Source organism: Acidovorax sp. GW101-3H11 (assembly GCF_001633105.1).
Lineage (GTDB): Bacteria > Pseudomonadota > Gammaproteobacteria > Burkholderiales > Burkholderiaceae_C > Acidovorax.
The window spans coordinates 375052-391902 of record NZ_LUKZ01000012.1; the positions used below are offsets into that span (position 1 = coordinate 375052).

At 67.6% G+C, this 16851-nt stretch carries 14 protein-coding genes and 1 tRNA gene; 7 read left to right on the forward strand and 8 right to left on the reverse strand.

Annotation, left to right across the window (positions count from 1 at the left end; translation table 11 throughout):
- The first annotated feature begins 20 nt into the window (after positions 1-20).
- Complete coding sequence (locus A1D30_RS14270; RefSeq protein ID WP_063461365.1) at positions 21-2333, forward strand: CHASE2 domain-containing protein; 2313 nt, start codon at positions 21-23, stop codon at positions 2331-2333.
- A 23-nt stretch (positions 2334-2356) separates the two neighbouring features.
- Here A1D30_RS14270 and mnmH read toward each other — a convergent pair whose 3' ends face one another.
- Together mnmH and selD are read right to left on the reverse strand one after the other, a co-directional pair.
- A complete protein-coding gene (gene mnmH / locus A1D30_RS14275) occupies positions 2357-3502 on the reverse strand; it encodes a tRNA 2-selenouridine(34) synthase MnmH (protein WP_063461366.1) in 1146 nt (381 codons plus the stop codon).
- Positions 3502-4554, reverse strand: a complete 1053-nt coding sequence (gene selD / locus A1D30_RS14280) for a selenide, water dikinase SelD (protein ID WP_063461367.1) — start codon at positions 4552-4554, stop codon at positions 3502-3504. Before selD ends, mnmH begins: the two co-directional genes overlap by 1 nt.
- Positions 4555-4838: 284 nt before the next feature.
- Here selD and A1D30_RS14285 point away from each other — a divergent pair, with 284 nt between their 5' ends.
- Entirely contained in the window at positions 4839-5987 is a 1149-nt protein-coding gene (locus tag A1D30_RS14285; RefSeq protein ID WP_063461368.1) for a GGDEF domain-containing protein, read from the forward strand.
- A gap of 91 nt (positions 5988-6078) precedes the next feature.
- Here A1D30_RS14285 and A1D30_RS14290 read toward each other — a convergent pair.
- Positions 6079-6168 (reverse strand) — tRNA-Ser (locus tag A1D30_RS14290).
- Positions 6169-6242: 74 nt separating this feature from the next.
- A complete protein-coding gene (locus A1D30_RS14295; protein WP_242421895.1) occupies positions 6243-7385 on the reverse strand; it encodes an alpha-hydroxy acid oxidase in 1143 nt (380 codons plus the stop codon).
- 215 nt (positions 7386-7600) lie between these two features.
- Here A1D30_RS14295 and A1D30_RS14300 point away from each other — a divergent pair, with 215 nt between their 5' ends.
- A complete protein-coding gene (locus A1D30_RS14300; protein ID WP_063461369.1) occupies positions 7601-8500 on the forward strand; it encodes a LysR family transcriptional regulator in 900 nt (299 codons plus the stop codon).
- Positions 8501-8810: 310 nt separating this feature from the next.
- On the opposite strand, the gene serS is transcribed toward A1D30_RS14300, so the two are convergent.
- Together serS and A1D30_RS14310 are read right to left on the reverse strand one after the other, a co-directional pair.
- Complete coding sequence (gene serS / locus A1D30_RS14305; protein ID WP_063461370.1) at positions 8811-10172, reverse strand: serine--tRNA ligase; 1362 nt, start codon at positions 10170-10172, stop codon at positions 8811-8813.
- Positions 10173-10204: 32 nt separating this feature from the next.
- Positions 10205-11146, reverse strand: a complete 942-nt coding sequence (locus tag A1D30_RS14310; protein ID WP_063461371.1) for a threonine/serine dehydratase — start codon at positions 11144-11146, stop codon at positions 10205-10207.
- Between the two features lie 166 nt (positions 11147-11312).
- Between A1D30_RS14310 and A1D30_RS14315 the strand changes: the two genes are divergently transcribed.
- On the forward strand, positions 11313-12026 hold the full coding sequence (locus tag A1D30_RS14315; RefSeq protein WP_063461372.1) for a CBS domain-containing protein: 714 nt from the start codon (positions 11313-11315) through the stop codon (positions 12024-12026).
- A gap of 131 nt (positions 12027-12157) precedes the next feature.
- Here the strand turns inward: A1D30_RS14315 and ispH are convergent, their stop codons facing one another.
- Both ispH and A1D30_RS14325 read right to left on the reverse strand, forming a co-directional pair.
- A complete protein-coding gene (ispH, locus tag A1D30_RS14320; RefSeq protein ID WP_063461373.1) occupies positions 12158-13153 on the reverse strand; it encodes a 4-hydroxy-3-methylbut-2-enyl diphosphate reductase in 996 nt (331 codons plus the stop codon).
- Positions 13153-13617 (reverse strand): FKBP-type peptidyl-prolyl cis-trans isomerase, encoded by a 465-nt coding sequence (locus tag A1D30_RS14325; protein ID WP_063461374.1) that lies wholly within the window; start codon positions 13615-13617, stop codon positions 13153-13155. The genes ispH and A1D30_RS14325 overlap by 1 nt, the downstream gene beginning before the upstream one ends.
- Positions 13618-13706: 89 nt before the next feature.
- Between A1D30_RS14325 and radC the strand changes: the two genes are divergently transcribed.
- The 3 genes from radC to A1D30_RS14340 all read left to right on the forward strand — a co-directional run bounded on the left by radC (position 13707) and on the right by A1D30_RS14340 (position 16801).
- The gene (gene radC / locus A1D30_RS14330; protein WP_063461375.1) at positions 13707-14420 is read left to right on the forward strand and encodes a DNA repair protein RadC; all 714 of its coding nucleotides are present in this window, start codon (positions 13707-13709) and stop codon (positions 14418-14420) included.
- A gap of 161 nt (positions 14421-14581) precedes the next feature.
- The gene (locus A1D30_RS14335; protein ID WP_242421896.1) at positions 14582-15361 is read left to right on the forward strand and encodes a Smr/MutS family protein; all 780 of its coding nucleotides are present in this window, start codon (positions 14582-14584) and stop codon (positions 15359-15361) included.
- 198 nt (positions 15362-15559) lie between these two features.
- Positions 15560-16801, forward strand: a complete 1242-nt coding sequence (locus A1D30_RS14340) for an ISL3 family transposase (protein ID WP_063461376.1) — start codon at positions 15560-15562, stop codon at positions 16799-16801.
- The last annotated feature ends 50 nt before the right edge of the window (positions 16802-16851 follow it).

Consider the following 16851-nt stretch of genomic DNA (forward strand, 5'->3'; position numbering starts at 1 on the left):
CCGGGCGCTGACGCCGCCCCATGCTGAGCATTGCCCACAGCCGCCGCCGCAGGCGCCGCCTGGAATGGTCGGTGCTGGCCATGGTGCTGCTGGGGCTGGTGGCCTGGCTCAGCACGCCCGACAGCCTGGGCCGGGTCAACCACCTGGTGCAGGACGCCGGGCTACGCCTGGTCTCTCGCGCCCCGCACCCGGACATCGTGCTCGTGGCCATCGATGACCCCAGCATTGCCGCCATCGGTCGCTGGCCCTGGCGCCGGGCCCTGCATGCTGAACTCATCACGCGCATTTCGGCGCAGAACCCGCATGTGATCGGCATGGACGTGTTGTTCAACGAGGCCGACCTGGACTACCCCGAAGACGACCTGCTGCTCACCGATGCCATCCGGCGCAGCGGTCGGGTGGTGCTGCCCGTGCTGCGGCGCGGCTACGGCCCCACCGGCAACGCCACCGACCTGCCCTGGCCCGCATTTGCCCAGGCCGCCGCCGACCTGGGCCATGTGCATGTGGCCCCCGACGGCGATGGGGTGGTGCGCAGCCTGTACCTGCGCGAAGGCCCGGCCGCCGCGCCCTGGCACCACTTCAGCATGGCCCTGCAATGTGTGGCGCAGACTCGGCAACCTGGCGCGGCGCCCTGCCCCCGCCCGGCAGCTCTTGCCGCCGATGCAGGCCCCTGGGAGCGCACTGACCACGCCCTGATCGCCTACGCAGGCGGCCCCTCGCAGTTCACCACCTACTCTTACATCGACGTGCTGCGCGGCGCAGTGCCCGCCGATGCCTTCCGGGGCAAATACGTGCTGGTGGGCGCCGCCGCGTCGGGGCTGGGCGATATGTTTGCCACCCCGGTCAGCCAGCAGTCGCGCCTGATGCCGGGGGTGGAGGTGGTGGCCCACGTGCTGGATGCTCGCCTGTCGGGCGACCAGATTGCCCCCGCGTCGCGAACACTGAACACGCTGTTCAACCTGGCCCCGGTGGCCGCCGCCCTGCTGGCCCTGCTGCTGATGGGCCCCCTGGCCGCGCTGCTGACCAGCGCGGCGCTGGCCCTGGCCACGCTGCTGCTGAGCGTTGGCCTGCCCTGGTGGGCGGGCCTGCAGTTTGCCCCGGCGGCTGCCCTGCTGGGGCTGGTGCTGGCCTACCCACTGTGGAGCTGGCGGCGCCTGAGTGCTGCGGCGCATTTTCTGCGGCTGGAGATGGAGAACCTGCAGCGCCAGGGCCTGTCGATGCGGCTGCGCAGGCGGCCTGGGGACTCGGCCGACTTTCTGGAGCGGCGCATCAATGCGGTCGAGCGCGCGTCGCGCCAGTTGCGCGACCTGCACCACTTCGTGAGCGAAAGCCTGCAGCAGTTGCCTTCGCCCAGCCTCGTCTGCGACCCCGAGGGCCAGATCCTGCTGGCCAACCAGGCCGCCCGCGAGCACCTGGGCGGTGGTGCTGAGGCCCCGCTGCAGGGGCAGTCGGTGGTCGATCTGCTGGCCGACCTGGTGCATGCGGGCAACCGCCAGCCACTCGTCACGCGGGAACACCTGCAACAAAGGTCCATGCCCGAGCACAGCGAAGGCACCGATGCGCAGGGCCGCAGCCTGCTGGTGCAATGCAAGCCCTTCACCGACCTGGCCAACGCAGGCTGGCTGCTGACGCTGGTGGACCTCACCGACATGCGCCGTGCCCTGCAGCAGCGCGACCAGGCGATGCACTTCATCTCGCACGACATCCGCGCGCCCAACGCTTCCATCCTCACACTGCTGGAGATGCAGCGCGCCTACCCCGGCCGCATGGCAGACGATGAACTGCTGCGGCGCATCGAGCGCTATGCACAGGCGTCCCTGGGCATGGCCGAAAGCTTTGTGCAGCTGGCCAGCGCGCAGGCACAGGAGTACCGCATGGCGCCGATCGATCTGGTCGCACTGCTGGCCGAAACCACCGACGACCTCTGGGCCCTGGCCCGCGACAAGCAGGTGGATGTGCGCACCATCGCCTCCCCCGACACCGCCCTGTGCCTGGGGGACCAGGCCCTGCTGCGCCGCGCCCTCGCCAATGTGATCAACAACGCCATCAAGTTCAGCCCGGAGGGCGGTGTGGTGCAGTGCGCCATTGCAGAACGCGGCCCGCACTGGGTGGTGTCGGTGCGCGACCAGGGCCCCGGTATTGCCCCTGAACTGCAGGACAAGCTGTTCACGCCCTACCAAAGGCTGCACGACCGCAGCCACCCTGCCGTGCAAGGCGTGGGCCTGGGCCTGGCGCTGGTGGCTACCGTGGTGCAGCGCCACGGCGGCAGCCTGGAGGTGGACAGCGACACGGGGCGGGGCGCCGAGTTCCGGCTGGTGCTGCCCCGCAGCTAGCACAGGCCAGAAGACAGCGAGGGCTAAACCGCCCTGCCGCCCGCCGCACCTGCCGCGCCCACCGTGCCTGCGATGGAAGCAGATGCACGCAAATAATCCAGCACCGCCTCCCGGTCGCCCTGGAACACGATGCGACCCGCCCGCTGGCGCTGCTGGTAGGCGTACATCGGGTCGTAGTAATCGCGCACCAGCAGGGCGATCCAGTCCCGGTGCAGCGCGGGGTCTGCATGGTCTTTTTGACGCGCCAGCGCCACCAGCATGGTCGCGCGCAGTGCCCGGTGCCGGTCGCCGCCCAGGCGCTTGGCGAGTTTGTCCAGGCTTTCGAGCAAGCGGGCCGCAAACAGATCGGTGCCCACCGCCTCACCATGGGCTGCCACAAAGTCAGCGCATTGCTGCACCACATAGTCCCGCAGGATGCGTTCGACCCGGGCATCAAAGCCGTCGTCCAGGCACACGATGGGGGCCTGCTCCAGCCGCTGCCGCAGCGCCAACGGCACAGAGCAACTGCCCACATGCCGCCCCTCGTCTTCGACCACAAACGCCCCATGCCCTCGGTCGCGTTTTTTGAGCAAATCAATGGCCAGCCGGTTTTCAAAATCGATCTGCGACGGCTGGCCACTCACACGCTGGCCAAAGCTGGAGCCCCGGTGGTTGGCAAAGCCCTCCAGGTCCAGCCCCTGGGCCAGTTGCGCGATCACCTCGGTCTTGCCGGTGCCAGTGAGACCGCCCAGCACCACAAAACCGCACTGCGCCGAGGCCGCCTCCAGGGTGTCGATGAGAAAACCGCGCAGGGCCTTGTAGCCGCCCTGCACGCGGGGGTAGTCGATGCCCGCCTCGCTTTTCAGCCACTGCTGGACGATCTGGGACCGCAGTCCACCCCGAAAGCAATAAAGCACGCCCCCCGGATGGGCCTGTGCAAACTGTGCCCAGGCCGCAATGCGGGCCTGCTTGGTGGCCCCGGACACCAGTTGGTGCCCCAAGGCAATCGCCGCGTCCTGCCCCTTGTGCTTGTAGCAGGTGCCCACCTGCTGGCGTTCGCCATCGTCCATCAGTGGGCGGTTGACCACCCCGGGGAACGCGCCCTGCGCAAACTCCACCGGCGCCCGCACATCCATCATGGGCACACCGTTCAGCAACAGGTGCCGGTAGTCCGACAGAGCGGCCAACATCAGCGCAACACCACGGCCAGGGCGCGCCGCTCCGTCATCTGGCCAATGGGTGCCAGCGCCAGGCCCAGCCCGCTTGCCACCGTCAGAAACTCGTCCTCGCCTTCGGGGCTCACGGCCACCAGCAGCCCGCCGCTGGTCTGCGGGTCGCACAGCAGGTGCTTCTGCTCGTCGGTCAGCGGCGCAATCTTGGCGCCGTAGCTGTCGAAATTGCGCTGCGTGCCGCCGGGCACGCAGCCCTGGTCCATGTAGTGCTCCACCCCCGCCAGGCGCGGCACGGCTGCGTAGTCGATCTCGGCGCTCAGGCCACTGCCATCGGCCATCTCGACCAGATGCCCCAGCAGGCCAAAACCTGTCACATCGGTCATTGCCTTGACCCCCGCCAACCGGCCAAAGCGGCTGCCGGGTTGGTTCAGCGTGCACATCAGGTCGCGCGCCACACCCACGTCCTGCGGGCGCAGCCGGGCTTTTTTCTCGGCCGTGGTCAGGATGCCAATGCCCAGGGGCTTGGTCAGGTACAGGCGGCAACCCGCCGTGGCGGTGTCGTTGCGTTTGAGGTGGCGCTTTTCCACCACCCCGGTCACCGCCAGGCCAAAGATGGGCTCCGGCGCATCGATGGAATGCCCACCCGCCAGCGGAATGCCCGCCGCATCACACACGGCCCGCCCGCCGCGCACCACCTCGCGCGCGACCTCGGGGGGCAGGACATTCACCGGCCAGCCCAGGATGGCAATCGCCATCAGCGGGTCGGCCCCCATGGCGTAGATGTCGCTGATGGCATTGGTGGCTGCGATGCGGCCAAAGTCAAAGGGGTCGTCCACGATGGGCATGAAGAAGTCGGTGGTGGACACCACCCCGCGCTCGCCATCCAGCGCATACACGGCCGCATCGTCGCGCGAGGTGTTGCCCACCCACAGCCGGGGGTCCAGGTTCTGCGCCCCGCTGCCCGCCAGGATCACATCCAGCACCTGGGGGCTGATCTTGCAGCCGCAGCCTGCGCCGTGGCTGTATTGGGTCAGGCGGATGGGAGGGTTCGTTGGCAGTTCTGGGGACATACAGGATTCTTTCCGGGCATCAGGCGCAAACCGCGCAGCCCTCCATTCTGGCGGTGAGGGCCCGGCGGCTCAACACGCCAGCCCCATCCCCCCATGCCCGTGAGCAATCCGCAGAAGCTGCTGGGCGGTATACCGGGCTGGACATAGTCCCTTCCCCTTCGCCCCCTAGAATTGCACCAGACCGGTGCAGTGGCGCTGCACAGCCACCCCCAGGCAACGGCCGTGCCTCGCAGGCCCGTCGCCCTCCCCCCAACCCCACCATTTCGCCAGCCCCCCATCCATTCATGCTCAGTCTTGACCTTCGCTCCCTGACCATCATGGCGGGCCTGATCGGCATCGTGATGGGGCTGGTCTTGCTGGGCTTGCGACGCAGCTACCCGGCGTCGATCCGGGGCATGCGGCTTTGGGGCGCGGCGCCCCTGCTGTGTGCCGGCTCCACCCTGTTTTATGGCCTGGACGGCGTGCTCCCGCCCACCCTCGTGGCCCTGACGGGCAACGCGCTGCTGCTGGTGGGTGTCACGCTGTTTCTGCTGGGGAGCGAGCGGCTGTATGGCCTGCCATCCTCAGGCCGCCGCTGGGCTGCGGTGATCGCGGTGGTTTTGCTGGTCCTCGCCTTCTTCATGCATGGCCACCCGGACTACCGCATCCGGGTGCTGGTCTTCAGCGGCACCCTGGCAGCCATCGTGGCAGAACATGCACGCCTGCTGGGCCGCCATGGCAGCCAGGGCTTCGCCCCCCGCTTCACGGCCATGGTGCTGTGGGGGCAGGCAGCGGTGCTGGTCTGCCGTGCAGTGTCCACCCTGTGGCTGGACCAGGCGGACACCCAGCGCTTCGCGCAGTCCTTCGTCCAGACCCTCTACATCGCGGCCTTCAGCTTCTCGGTGCTGCTGGTCAGCATCGGGGTCTTGCTGATGGCCGGCGAGCGTGTGCGCGCAGAGTTTGAGTACCTGGCCACCCACGACTCCCTGACGGGGGCCCACACCCGCCGGTCCGTGCTGGCGGCCTGCGCCGACGAGCTGGCCCGCTGGAGCCGCTACAGCAAACCGTTCTCGCTGCTGATCCTGGACATCGACCACTTCAAGCGCGTCAACGACGCACATGGGCACCTTGCAGGTGACCAGGTCCTCACACGCTTTGTGCGGCTTGCCGAGTCGCACCTGCGATCGGCCGACCGGCTCGGGCGCTACGGGGGCGAAGAATTCATGGTGCTGCTGCCAGAAACCGACAGCGCCGCCGCCCAGGCCGTGGCCGAACGCATGCGCGCAGCACTCGACGCCACCCCGGAGGCCGCAGGCCTGCCGCACTGCACCGTCAGCATCGGGGTGACCACGGCGCAACCCGGCGACGAATCGGTTGATGCCCTGATCGCACGCGCGGATGCCGCCCTCTACGAGGCCAAGGCACAAGGCCGCAACCAGGTTCGGGTCGGCTGAAGAACTATTGGGAAGGGAAAGCGTGGACAAGAGGGCCCAGAAACCAGAAAGGGTTTGCTTCTATTTTCATAGCAGCAAACCCTTTGGATACTGGCGGAGAGGGTGGGATTCGAACCCACGGTAGTGTTGCCACTACGCCTGATTTCGAGTCAGGTACATTCGACCACTCTGCCACCTCTCCTGTGAGTCGAAGCTGCGATTATAGCAAGGTTTTTCCGGCGCTCAGACGGGTTGCTACGGCATGGTCCGCCTGCCTCAGCCGTGGCGGCGAACAATGTGCCCAGGCCCCAGGTCTGTGCACGCCCTGGCGCCCAGCATGGCGAGGTTGCGGTCCACCTCGTCGCGCAGCAGCCCGATGGCGTGTTGCACCCCGGCCTCCCCAGCCACAGCGGCCGCGTAGTTGAAGGGGCGCCCCACCAGCACCATGCGTGCGCCCAGCGCAATGGCCTTGAGCACGTCGGAGCCACGCCGGAAGCCCCCATCGATGAGCACCGGGAAAGCAGGACCCACGGCTGCCACCACGGCCTCCAGCACGCGCATGGCGGACACGGCGCCGTCGAGCTGGCGGCCGCCATGGTTGGACAGCACCACCCCGTCGGCCCCCAGGTTTCGGGCCTGCAATGCGTCTTCCACGCGGAGCACGCCTTTGACAACCAGCGGCCCCTTCCAGCGGCGACGGATGGCCTCCAGATGGTTCCAGCTGAGGTGGTCGCGCGCGGAGAAGTCGCGCAGCACGGAAGACGACACAATGGGCGCGCCCCGCGTGGCGAACGAGTTCTCGAAGTGCGGCATGCCATGGCGCAGCAGCGTGCGCACAAAGGTGCCCGCCACCCAGCGTGGCCGCACCAGGCCGTCCCAGGCCAGGCGCAGGCCGGGCCTGAGCGGTGTTGAAAAGCCCGTGCGGATGTTGTTCTCGCGGTTGGCCGAGATGGGTATGTCCACCGTGACCACCAGCGTGCGAAAACCTGCGCGCTCCACGCGGTCGATGAGCGCATCGATGCGCGCCTGGTCGCCGGGTAGATAGGCCTGGAACCAGGTGCCAGGACTCTCGCGCGCCACTTCTTCCATCGGGATCAGCGAGGTGCCGCTCATGACCGACACGATGCCTGCACGCTGCGCCGCACACGCCAGCACCAGATCGCCCCGGTAGGTGGACAACGCATTGATGCCCATGGGTGCAATGCCGAACGGGCTGCTGTAGCGCTCGCCAAACAGCTCCACGGCCTGGGAGCGCTGCGAGACGTCGCGCAGCACACGCGTGGTGAAGGCGTATTCGCCAAACACCTCGCGGTTGTCGCGCAGCGAGGCGTTGTCTTCCGCCGCGCCTGCGATGTAGCCAAAAATGGGCCGGGGCAGACGCCTGCGTGCGGCGTCCTCAAAGTCGTGCAGCGACAGCATGCGGCGCAGCACGGCAGGGGAGCGTTGCGGGGCGCCCGGCGTGGGCGATAAAGCGGGGGACACGGAATCAATGGCGGTGGTCATGGTGTGGACATCGGTGCAGGCGCTCAGACGCATTCAGACGCGTTCATGCAAGCCCCCACTCTAGGCAACATTCCATGCGCACAAAAGCGAAATATCTAGAATGAAATCGTTCGCTTTTTCGACCAAAGACCATGCCGACCCCTTCCATCAAGCAGCTCGAAGCCTTCTGGTGGGCCGCCACCTGCGCCAACTTCACCACCGCTGCAGACCGTGTGCATGTGTCGGTGTCGTCGTTGTCCAAGCGCATCGCCGAGCTGGAGTCGGCGCTGGGCCAGCCGCTGTTCGACCGCAGCGGCCACCGCGCCGTGCTCACCGAAGCGGGCGAGCGCCTGTTGCCCGCAGCGCTCGATGTGCTCCAGGCCATGACGGCGCTGGGCCAGGCGGTGGACGCGCGCGCCACACTCACCGGCCGGTGCCGTTTTGGCGTGGGCGATCTCTCGGCGCTCACCTGGCTGCCCACCTTTGTGGCCGCCGCCCGGCACGCCCACCCCCGCCTCACGCTGGAGCCCGTGGTGGATGTGGGCAGCGTGCTAGAGCGCCGCCTGGACGATGGCGAGCTGGACTTTGCCGTGATCGCCGGGCGCTCGTCCCGCAGCAGCCTGCTGTCGCAACCGATAGGCGCTGCCCACTTCACCTGGGCGGCCGCACCAGGCCTGCCCGGCGCGGGCAGGATGGGCGCCGGGGCCTTGCTGCAACGCCATGCCCTGGTCACCCTGCCCCCCGGCGCGGGCACCACGCGGCTGCTGGACGACTGGCTGCTGGCGCACCGCGTCACGGTGGGCGAGCGCATCCTGTGCAACAGCTGGGGGGCCGTGGCGGGAATGCTGCGCGCGGGTGTGGGGGTGGGGTTTTTGCCTGCTGGCTGGGCCCACACCCTGGGCCTGCGCGCGGTGGGTGGGCGCACGCCGCTGGCGCCCCTGCACTACGCATACCAATGGCGGCGGGGCGATACGCGGGCGCTGGTGGCAGCCATGTTGCGCCTGGCCCAGGCGCAGGTGGATTTTTCAGCTCCCCCCGCTCTGGCGGCCTGAGCCCGTGCACAAGGCTTTACCCAAGGTCATTCGCGTGGCACCCATACGCGTCACGCCTGCACGAACGGGAAGTGAAAAACACAACGGGCCACAAGGGCCCGCTGTAGGAGTCGATGAATCAGGCAAGCCCGAACGGACCTGCCGGGCTGTCTCACGCGGCCTCAGGCCTGCAGCACAGTCTGGCCGCCCAGGTAGGGGCGCAGCACCTCGGGCACCATCACGCTGCCATCGGCCTGCTGGTAGTTGTAGTTCCGGCACGCTTCGCTTCACTTTCGCGCTGCGAAAGTGAGCCTGCACAGAAACTATCCGCTCAGGTCGGAGCAAGCTCCGACACTCCGCCCATGTATGGGCGGAGAACGGACGGAACCTCGACGGTTCCGTCCGCACGCTGATAGTTTTCCAGCACCGCCACCAGCGTGCGGCCCACGGCCAGGCCGGAGCCGTTCAGGGTATGCAGCAACTCGTTCTTGCCCTGGGCGTTCTTGAAGCGGGCTTGCAGGCGGCGGGCCTGGAAGGCTTCGCAGTTGCTCACCGAGCTGATCTCGCGGTAGGTGTTCTGTGCGGGCAGCCACACTTCCAGGTCGTAGGTCTTGGCGGCGCCAAAGCCCATGTCGCCGGTGCACAGACTCATCACGCGGTAAGGCAGGCCCAGCTTCTGCAGCACGGCCTCGGCGTGGCGGGTCATTTCTTCCAGCGCTTCGTAGCTCTTGTCGGGGTGCACGATCTGGACCATCTCGACCTTGTCGAACTGGTGCTGGCGGATCAAGCCCCGAATGTCACGCCCGCCGCTCCCGGCTTCCGAGCGGAAGCATGGCGTGTGGGCCGTGAGCTTGATGGGCAGGTCGGCCTCGGGCGTGACCACGTCGCGCACAAAGTTGGTCAGCGGCACTTCGCTGGTGGGGATGAGGTACAGCGCGGTGTTGTCCGGCACGGGTTCGCCGTCCTGACCGCCCTTTTTGGCAGCAAACAGGTCGCCTTCAAACTTGGGCAACTGGCCTGTGCCCTTGAGGGAATCGGCATTCACGGCGTAGGGCACGTAGCACTCGGTGTAGCCATGCTCTTGCGTCTGCACGTCCAGCATGAACTGGGCGAGCGCGCGGTGCAGGCGGGCGATCGGGCCCTTCATCACGGTGAAGCGCGAGCCCGAGAGTTTGGCGCCCATGTCGAAGTCCAGGCCCAGCGGCGTGCCCAGGTCCACATGGTCTTTCACCTCGAACGCAAAACTGGGGGGAGCGCCCCAGCGGCGCACTTCCACATTGCCCGATTCATCGCTGCCCACGGGCACGGATTCGTGCGGCAGATTGGGCACGGCCACCAGCATGGCCAGCAGCTCGGACTGGATTTGATCGAGCCGAATCTTGGAGGAATCAAACTCTTGATTGATTGCAGCGACTTCTAACTTGAATGCCTCAACCTGCTGCTTATTGAACTCAGCCTGATCGAGCTCCTCAGTCGCGACCAAACGCGCGATTTGCCCCATCAGCACACCGATTTGTTTTGAGCGCTGGTTGCGCTGGGCCTGCAGCTCTTCGGTGCGGGTCTGCAGCGTCTTGCGCTCGGACTCCAGCGCCTGAAAAGCGGAGACGTCCAGGAAGGCCTGGGGCTTTTTACGGGTTTCCAGCCGCGCGATGGCGGTGTCGAGGTCTTTGCGGAGAAGGAAGATGTCAAGCATTGCTGGATTTTAAAGGGGTGGTCGGCCTGGGCTCAGGCGAGGTTTGCCGGGTCGAAGTTGGCGCCGCAAAGAATCAGGGCCACGGTCTCTTGGGGCTGCGGTTTGTACGCGCCCGTCTGCAGCGCCGCCAGGCCCAGCGCGGCGGCGGGCTCCACGGCCAGTTTCAGCTCCTTCCACAGCCACAGCTGGGCGGCGCGGATGGCGTCGTCGGGCAGCAGCAGCGCGTCGTGCACATGGCGCTGGCTCACTTCCCAGCCAATGGCGCCGATGCGCTTGGCGCCCAGCGAGTCGGCGGCCACGCCACCCACTTCCACATCCACCGGCTGCCCTGCAGCCCGCGCCGCGTGCAGGGTGGGCGCGCGTTCGGGCTCCAGCGCCACCACATGGGCGCGGCTTTCCACCCAGGCGGCCACACCGCCGATGAGGCCCCCACCGCCCACGCTGACGAGCACCGTGTCGGGCAGGCGACCGCCCTGCTCTTCCAGCTCCAGCGCCAGGGTGCCCGCGCCCGCCACCACTTCGGGCTGGTCGTAGGCATGGGCCTGCAAGGCGCCGGTGGTCTTCTGGCGGGCCACGCAGGCTTCAAAGGCTTGCGAGTACGCAGCGCCGGTAACGATCACCTCGGCGCCCAGCGCGCGCAGGCGGGCGCGTTTGGCCTCGGGCGAGACCTCGGGCACAAACACCTCGCAGCGCACGCCCAGGGCCTGGGCGGCCGCCGCCACGGCAATACCGGCGTTGCCGCCCGAGGCAATGATCACGCCGCTCTCGGGCACCGGGTTGGCCAGCAAACGGTAGAGCATGCCGCGCGCCTTGAAGCTGCCGCCCACCTGCAAATGCTCCAGCTTGAGCCAGACCTCGGCACAGTCCACGCCCAAAGTCTTGCCAGACACACGCATCAGCGGCGTGGTGCGCAGAAAGTCGGGCTGGGTGGCCAGTTGGCGGCGGGCAGCGGCAATGGCGGCGCGGTCGATCATGCAGGGGCTCCGGAGGGCAGGTGGTGTCAAAAGAAGGGGCAGTGTAGGGGCTGCCCGCAACATGCAGACACAAGGCTGACTGCACGCGCGCCCCACAACTGCCGATAACATGGGCAGAGCAGCCCCCGCCACCGCCCGTGGCGGGCCTGCCCGCAGGAGGAAAGACATGTTCTTTGTGTTCGGCCCGTCGGGCCAGATGTACCGGGGCGGCCCGGAGAACCTGGCCCAGATCTCGTCGGTGCGGCGCGTGCAGCGGCCCCAGGCGCTGCGCACCCGGGCGCTGGACCTGCCGGGGGAGCCCGTGCCCGTCTTCCCCGCCCCGCCCCACGCGGCCACGGCTGAAGCCACCACACCCGCCGTGGTCAACCTGCGCCTGCAGGATGCCGTGAGCGCCTACGCACAAACCGAACAGGGCCCCCAGCATGCCCGCCAGCCGCTGACCCGGGTGAGCGACGTGATGACCCGAGGCGCACTCAGCGTGCAGCCGGATGCCCGTGTGAACAACGCCTGGCAGACCCTGGCTGAACACAAGGTGGCCCAGGCCCCGGTGGTGGATGTGCTGGGCCGCGTGATCGGCCTGCTGGTGCGTGCCGACATGGCGCCACTCGACCTGCTGCCCGAACCCGGCGCCGTGAAGCAGGCCATTGACCTGGCCCGCCGCCCGGTGGCCGAGGTGATGGTGAGCCCCGTGCCCACGGTGTCCCCCGACACCGAACTGCGCCGCGTGGCGGCCGTGCTGCTGGACACCGGCCTGCCGGGCCTGCCGGTGACGGACGAAGCGGGCGTGCTCTCAGGCTTTATCTCGCGCACCGACATCCTGCGCGCCGTGGCGGCCGACCCGCCGCTGGACCTGTGGAGCGGGCCGGCCGTGCCGCTGTGACGAAAAATATGAATAAAAATGGCCGTTACCGCGCGATGGTCAAGCGATGATAGCTATCAATTCAGGAGCAAAAATAAAAAGGGCGCCTATGAGCACCCTTCTTCTCGACTGAACCTCCCCACCGTCAGTGTTCAGTGGGCAGAAGGCCCCGTCTCGGGCGTGCGCTCACGAATCTCCAGCCCCGTGGCCGCGTCGATCTTCAGCCCCTTGGGCAGCGGGAACTTGATGGTCTCCTCGATGCCCGCCATGCTGCGCACCGACACCGCGCCCAGCGCCTTGATGCGGTCGATGACCTGCTGCACCAGGATTTCAGGCGCCGATGCGCCCGCCGTGAGCCCCACGCGCGAGCGGCCCTTGAACCACTCGCCCTGCAGCTCATCGGCGCTGTCCACCATGTAGGCGGTGGTGCCCAGCTTTGCGGCCAGCTCGCGCAGGCGGTTGCTGTTGGAGCTGGTGGGGCTGCCCACCACGATCACGACATCCACCTGCGGGCTCAGCACCTTGACGGCGTCCTGGCGGTTTTGTGTGGCGTAGCAGATGTCCTGCTGCTTGGGCTCGCGCACGCTCGGGAAGCGCGCGCGCACGGCGGCCGAGATTTCGGCGGCGTCGTCCACACTCAGCGTGGTCTGCGTGACCACGGCCAGCTTCTCGGTCTGCGCGGGCTGCACTCGGGCCACGTCTTCCACGTCTTCCACCAGGTGGATGCCCTGGTCGAGCTGGCCCATGGTGCCCTCGACCTCGGGGTGGCCCTTGTGGCCGATCATGATGAATTCGTAGCCCTCTTTGGCGAGCTTGGCCACTTCGACGTGCACCTTGGTCACCAGCGGGCAGGTGGCGTCAAAAATGCTGAAGCCACGCGCCACAGCCTCTTGCTGCACGGCCTTGCTCACGCCGTGGGCACTGAAGACCAGCGTGGCGCCCGGGGGCACGTCCGACAGCTCCTCAATAAAGATCGCGCCCTTGGCCTTGAGGTCGTTCACCACATAGGTGTTGTGCACGATCTCGTGGCGCACATAGATGGGGGCGCCAAACTTCTGGATGGCGCGCTCCACGATCTCGATGGCGCGGTCCACACCGGCGCAAAAGCCGCGCGGCTCGGCCAGCAGAATTTCTTGCGGCGCCTGCATCACAAAATTCCGATCAGCTGCACTTCAAAAGTCACGGGCTGGCCCGCCAGCGGGTGGTTGAAGTCGAACAGCACGGCGCCGTCTTCGCGCACCTGCATCACGGCCCCGGCGTAGCTGCCCTGGCCGTCGGGCGTGGGGAACTGCACCACATCGCCCACGTTGTACTTTTCGTCGGGGTCGCCCAGCTCGTTCATCAGCTTGCGCGCCACCCACTGCTGCATGTCGGGGTTGCGCTCGCCAAAAGCCTCGCCCGCAGGCAGCTCGAACGTAGTGCGCGTGCCTTCGGCCAGGCCCAGAAGGCGCTGCTCCACGGCGGGCGACAGCTCGCCCGTGCCCAGCGACAGGGTGGCGGGTTTGTCGGTAAAAGTGTTGATCACATCGCCTGCAGGGCCCGCCAGACGGTAGTGCAAGGTAAGGAAGGAGCCCGGCTGGACGGTGGGCAAAGCAGCAGCGGTAGAGGTCATGACAGTCTCGATAAACTCCTGCGATTGTAGAAAACCGGGCAAAGCCCTACCGCCACCACCGCCGCTGGCGCGTCCCACCTCCTCGTTCCATGGCCCTCAAAGACCTGCCCGCCGACGCCCAGCCCCGTGAAAAACTGCTGGCGCGCGGCCCCGCCGCGCTGGCCGATGCCGAGCTGCTGGCCATCCTGCTGCGCACCGGCATCGTGGGCAAAGGCGTGCTACAGATGGCGCAGGAGCTGCTGGACCCGCCCGGCATCGACCCGGACACCGGCGCCATCAACGGCGGTTTTGGCGGCATCGCCGGGCTGCTGCACACCAGCGCGGCCGACCTGGAACGCATCAAGGGCCTGGGCCCCGCCAAGCGCGCCGAACTGGTGGCGGTGCTGGAGCTGGCCCGCCGCGCACTGGCCCAGCAACTGCGCGAGCGCGAGGTGTTCGACTCGCCCGATACCGTCAAGCACTACCTGCAGCTGCATCTGGCCGCCAAGGGGCATGAGGTGTTTGCGGTGCTGTTCCTCGATGCGCAAAACCGCTTGCTGGCACTGGAGGAGCTGTTTCGCGGCACGCTCACGCAGACCAGCGTGTACCCGCGCGAGGTGGTGCTGCGCGCCCTGCACCACCAGGCCGCCGCCGTGGTGCTGGCCCACAACCACCCCAGCGGCAGCGTACAACCCAGCCGCGCCGACGAGGCGCTGACCCAGACCCTGAAGACCACGCTGGCGCTGGTGGACGTGCGCGTGCTCGACCATGTGATCGTGGCGCCGGGCCAGGCGTTGTCGATGGCGGAAAAGGGCCTGGTGTGACCGCCCCTGCGCCCGCACCGACCCACCCGCCCACGGCGCTGCAAGCCGCGTTGGCACGCGCTGCGCGCACGGCGGCGGGCGGCCATGCCGCAGCTGCAGAGCCAGCCCCCGCGCCAGCCCCACCGCCTTCCACGATCCCCCGGTCCGCCCGGCGCGCGGGCCTGGCCGACAAAAAAGCGGCAGCCAAGGCCGCCATGCGCCCGCTGCGCCACGCCCCCGCCACACCCGCAGCCGCAGACAACCCCGCACCACCCCGCCGCCGCGCCCCCCCGGCCCCGCGCCGGGCGGGCGAACGCATCACCCAGCTGCAGGACCTGGCCACCGTGGCCCGCCGCCTGCGCGAAGAACAGGAACGCCGCGAGGCCGAAGACAAGGCCCGGCGCGAAGCAGCAGCACGGGCCGAGGCCGAGCGCCACCTCTTCAGCCGCAGCGTGGGCCCCGTCACCCCGCTGCGCAACCCCAACCTGGCGCGCGTGCGCCGCCACCAGCCGCCGCCGCTGCCGGTGCAGCACTGGCTGGACGAAGAGCGGGTGCTGATGGAGTCGATCAGTGACGATTTCGACGTGAGCACCCTGCTCGACACCGACGACCAGCTCAGCTTTCGCCGCCCCGGCATTGGCGTGGAGATCACCCGCCGCCTGCGATCGGGCCACTGGAGCATCCAGCGCCAGCTCGACCTGCACGGCCTGCGCGTGGACGAGGCGCGCGAGGCGCTGGGCGACTTCATCCGTCATGCCCACAAGACGGGGCTGCGCTGTGTGCGCGTGGTGCACGGCAAGGGCCTGGGCTCGCCCGGCAAAAGCCCCGTGCTCAAGGGCCGCGTGCAGCGCTGGCTGGTGCAAAAGAACGAGGTGCTGGCCTTTGTGCAGGCCCGGCCCATGGACGGCGGCGCAGGCGCGCTGGTGGTGCTGCTGCAGCCGGTGCTGCACAGAAATACATAAAAAAATAGGCTCTCTTCCGTTTCGGGTGGAACACTACAGTACAAATAAACCCATTGACACCCCCCGAACAGGAGCCCTCCCCATGCAAGAAGCGTTGTTCTGCCAGGCATTGGGGCTGGCCGCGCCCTGGGCTGTGGAGCGTGTTGCACTGGACGTTCAAATAAACCCATTGACACCCCCCGAACAGGAGCCCTCCCCATGCAAGAAGCGTTGTTCTGCCAGGCATTGGGGCTGGCCGCGCCCTGGGCTGTGGAGCGTGTTGCACTGGACGTCGAGCGCAGCCGCATCGACCTGTACGTGGTCTGGCAATCCGGCAGTGCCGCCTGCCCCGTTTGCGCAGCAGCTGACCAGAAACTGCATGACCACCGCCAGCGCAGCTGGCGGCATCTGGATTTCTTCCAGTTTGAAGCCTACGTGCACTGCGCGCTGCCTCGCGTGTCGTGCAGCGCCTGCGGCTGTACGACCCAGCTGAGTGTTCCCTGGGCGCGAGAGGGYAGCCGCTTCACGCTCATGTTCGAGGCGCTGGCCCTCACGCTGGCCCGGGAGATGCCGGTGGCCGCGTGTGCGCGCATCCTGCGCTGCGCGGACAACGCCTTGTGGCGCCAGATCGATGCCCATGTCGGATTGGCGCGGGCCAAGGAGAGCTACGCGGGTGTGGCGGTCATTGGTATCGATGAGACCAGCTGCGCCAAAGGCCACAGCTACATCACCCTGGTGCACGATCTTGAGCGGGCGCGACTGATCTACGCCACCCCCGGCAAGGATGCCAGCACGGTTCAGAGATTTACCGAAGACTTCAAGAGCCACCAAGGCAGACCCGAGGCCATCCAGGTGGTGTGCATGGACATGTCCAAGGCCTTCATCGCAGGAGCAGGCCAGCACTTGTCCCAGGCGGCGATTGCCTTTGATGGCTTTCATGTGGTGCAGCTGGCCAACCGGGCCGTGGACGCTGTGCGGCGAGAAGAAGCCAGGGGCGAGCGCTGGCTCAAGAAGACCCGCTGGTGCTGGCTCAAGGACAAAGCCAGGTGGACGGACAAAGAGCAGGCCAAGATGGATTGGCTGCCCCACACCCGACTGAAGACCGCCAGGGCGTGGCGGATCAAGGAGGGGCTGCGCGATGTTTACCGGAACTCAGACGCGGATGTCGCCAGCAGTGCACGGGCACTCAAGAAATGGCTGCGATGGGCGCAACGCAGCCGCTTGCAGCCCTTCAAGGACTTGGCCAAGACCATCCAGCAGCACTGGGCGGGAATACTCAAGGCGTTTGATGCCTCTCATCTGCATACCGGCTATGTGGAGGCGGTGAACTCACTGCTGCAAGCGGCCAAGGCCAAGGCGCGTGGCTATGGCACCACCGACCACTTCATCGCCATGGCGTTCCTGATCGCTGGAAAGCTCACTCACCTGCCGGGCAGTCCTTTGCAAAAAGCAAGGGCCTGACCATGGCTATGGTGGGGAATGTGGCTTTCCACCCGAAACGGAAGAGAGCC

Coding starts and splice junctions, on each gene's coding strand:
- A1D30_RS14270 (WP_063461365.1), top strand. CDS start 21: ATGCTGAGCATTGCCCACAGCCGCCGCCGCAGGCGCCGCCTGGAATGG.
- mnmH (WP_063461366.1), bottom strand. CDS start 3,502: ATGTTGGCCGCTCTGTCGGACTACCGGCACCTGTTGCTGAACGGTGTG.
- selD (WP_063461367.1), bottom strand. CDS start 4,554: ATGTCCCCAGAACTGCCAACGAACCCTCCCATCCGCCTGACCCAATAC.
- A1D30_RS14285 (WP_063461368.1), top strand. CDS start 4,839: ATGCTCAGTCTTGACCTTCGCTCCCTGACCATCATGGCGGGCCTGATC.
- A1D30_RS14295 (WP_242421895.1), bottom strand. CDS start 7,385: ATGCTGTCGCTGCACGACTTTGAGGACGCCGCACGCAGGCGTCTGCCC.
- A1D30_RS14300 (WP_063461369.1), top strand. CDS start 7,601: ATGCCGACCCCTTCCATCAAGCAGCTCGAAGCCTTCTGGTGGGCCGCC.
- serS (WP_063461370.1), bottom strand. CDS start 10,172: ATGCTTGACATCTTCCTTCTCCGCAAAGACCTCGACACCGCCATCGCG.
- A1D30_RS14310 (WP_063461371.1), bottom strand. CDS start 11,146: ATGATCGACCGCGCCGCCATTGCCGCTGCCCGCCGCCAACTGGCCACC.
- A1D30_RS14315 (WP_063461372.1), top strand. CDS start 11,313: ATGTTCTTTGTGTTCGGCCCGTCGGGCCAGATGTACCGGGGCGGCCCG.
- ispH (WP_063461373.1), bottom strand. CDS start 13,153: ATGCAGGCGCCGCAAGAAATTCTGCTGGCCGAGCCGCGCGGCTTTTGC.
- A1D30_RS14325 (WP_063461374.1), bottom strand. CDS start 13,617: ATGACCTCTACCGCTGCTGCTTTGCCCACCGTCCAGCCGGGCTCCTTC.
- radC (WP_063461375.1), top strand. CDS start 13,707: ATGGCCCTCAAAGACCTGCCCGCCGACGCCCAGCCCCGTGAAAAACTG.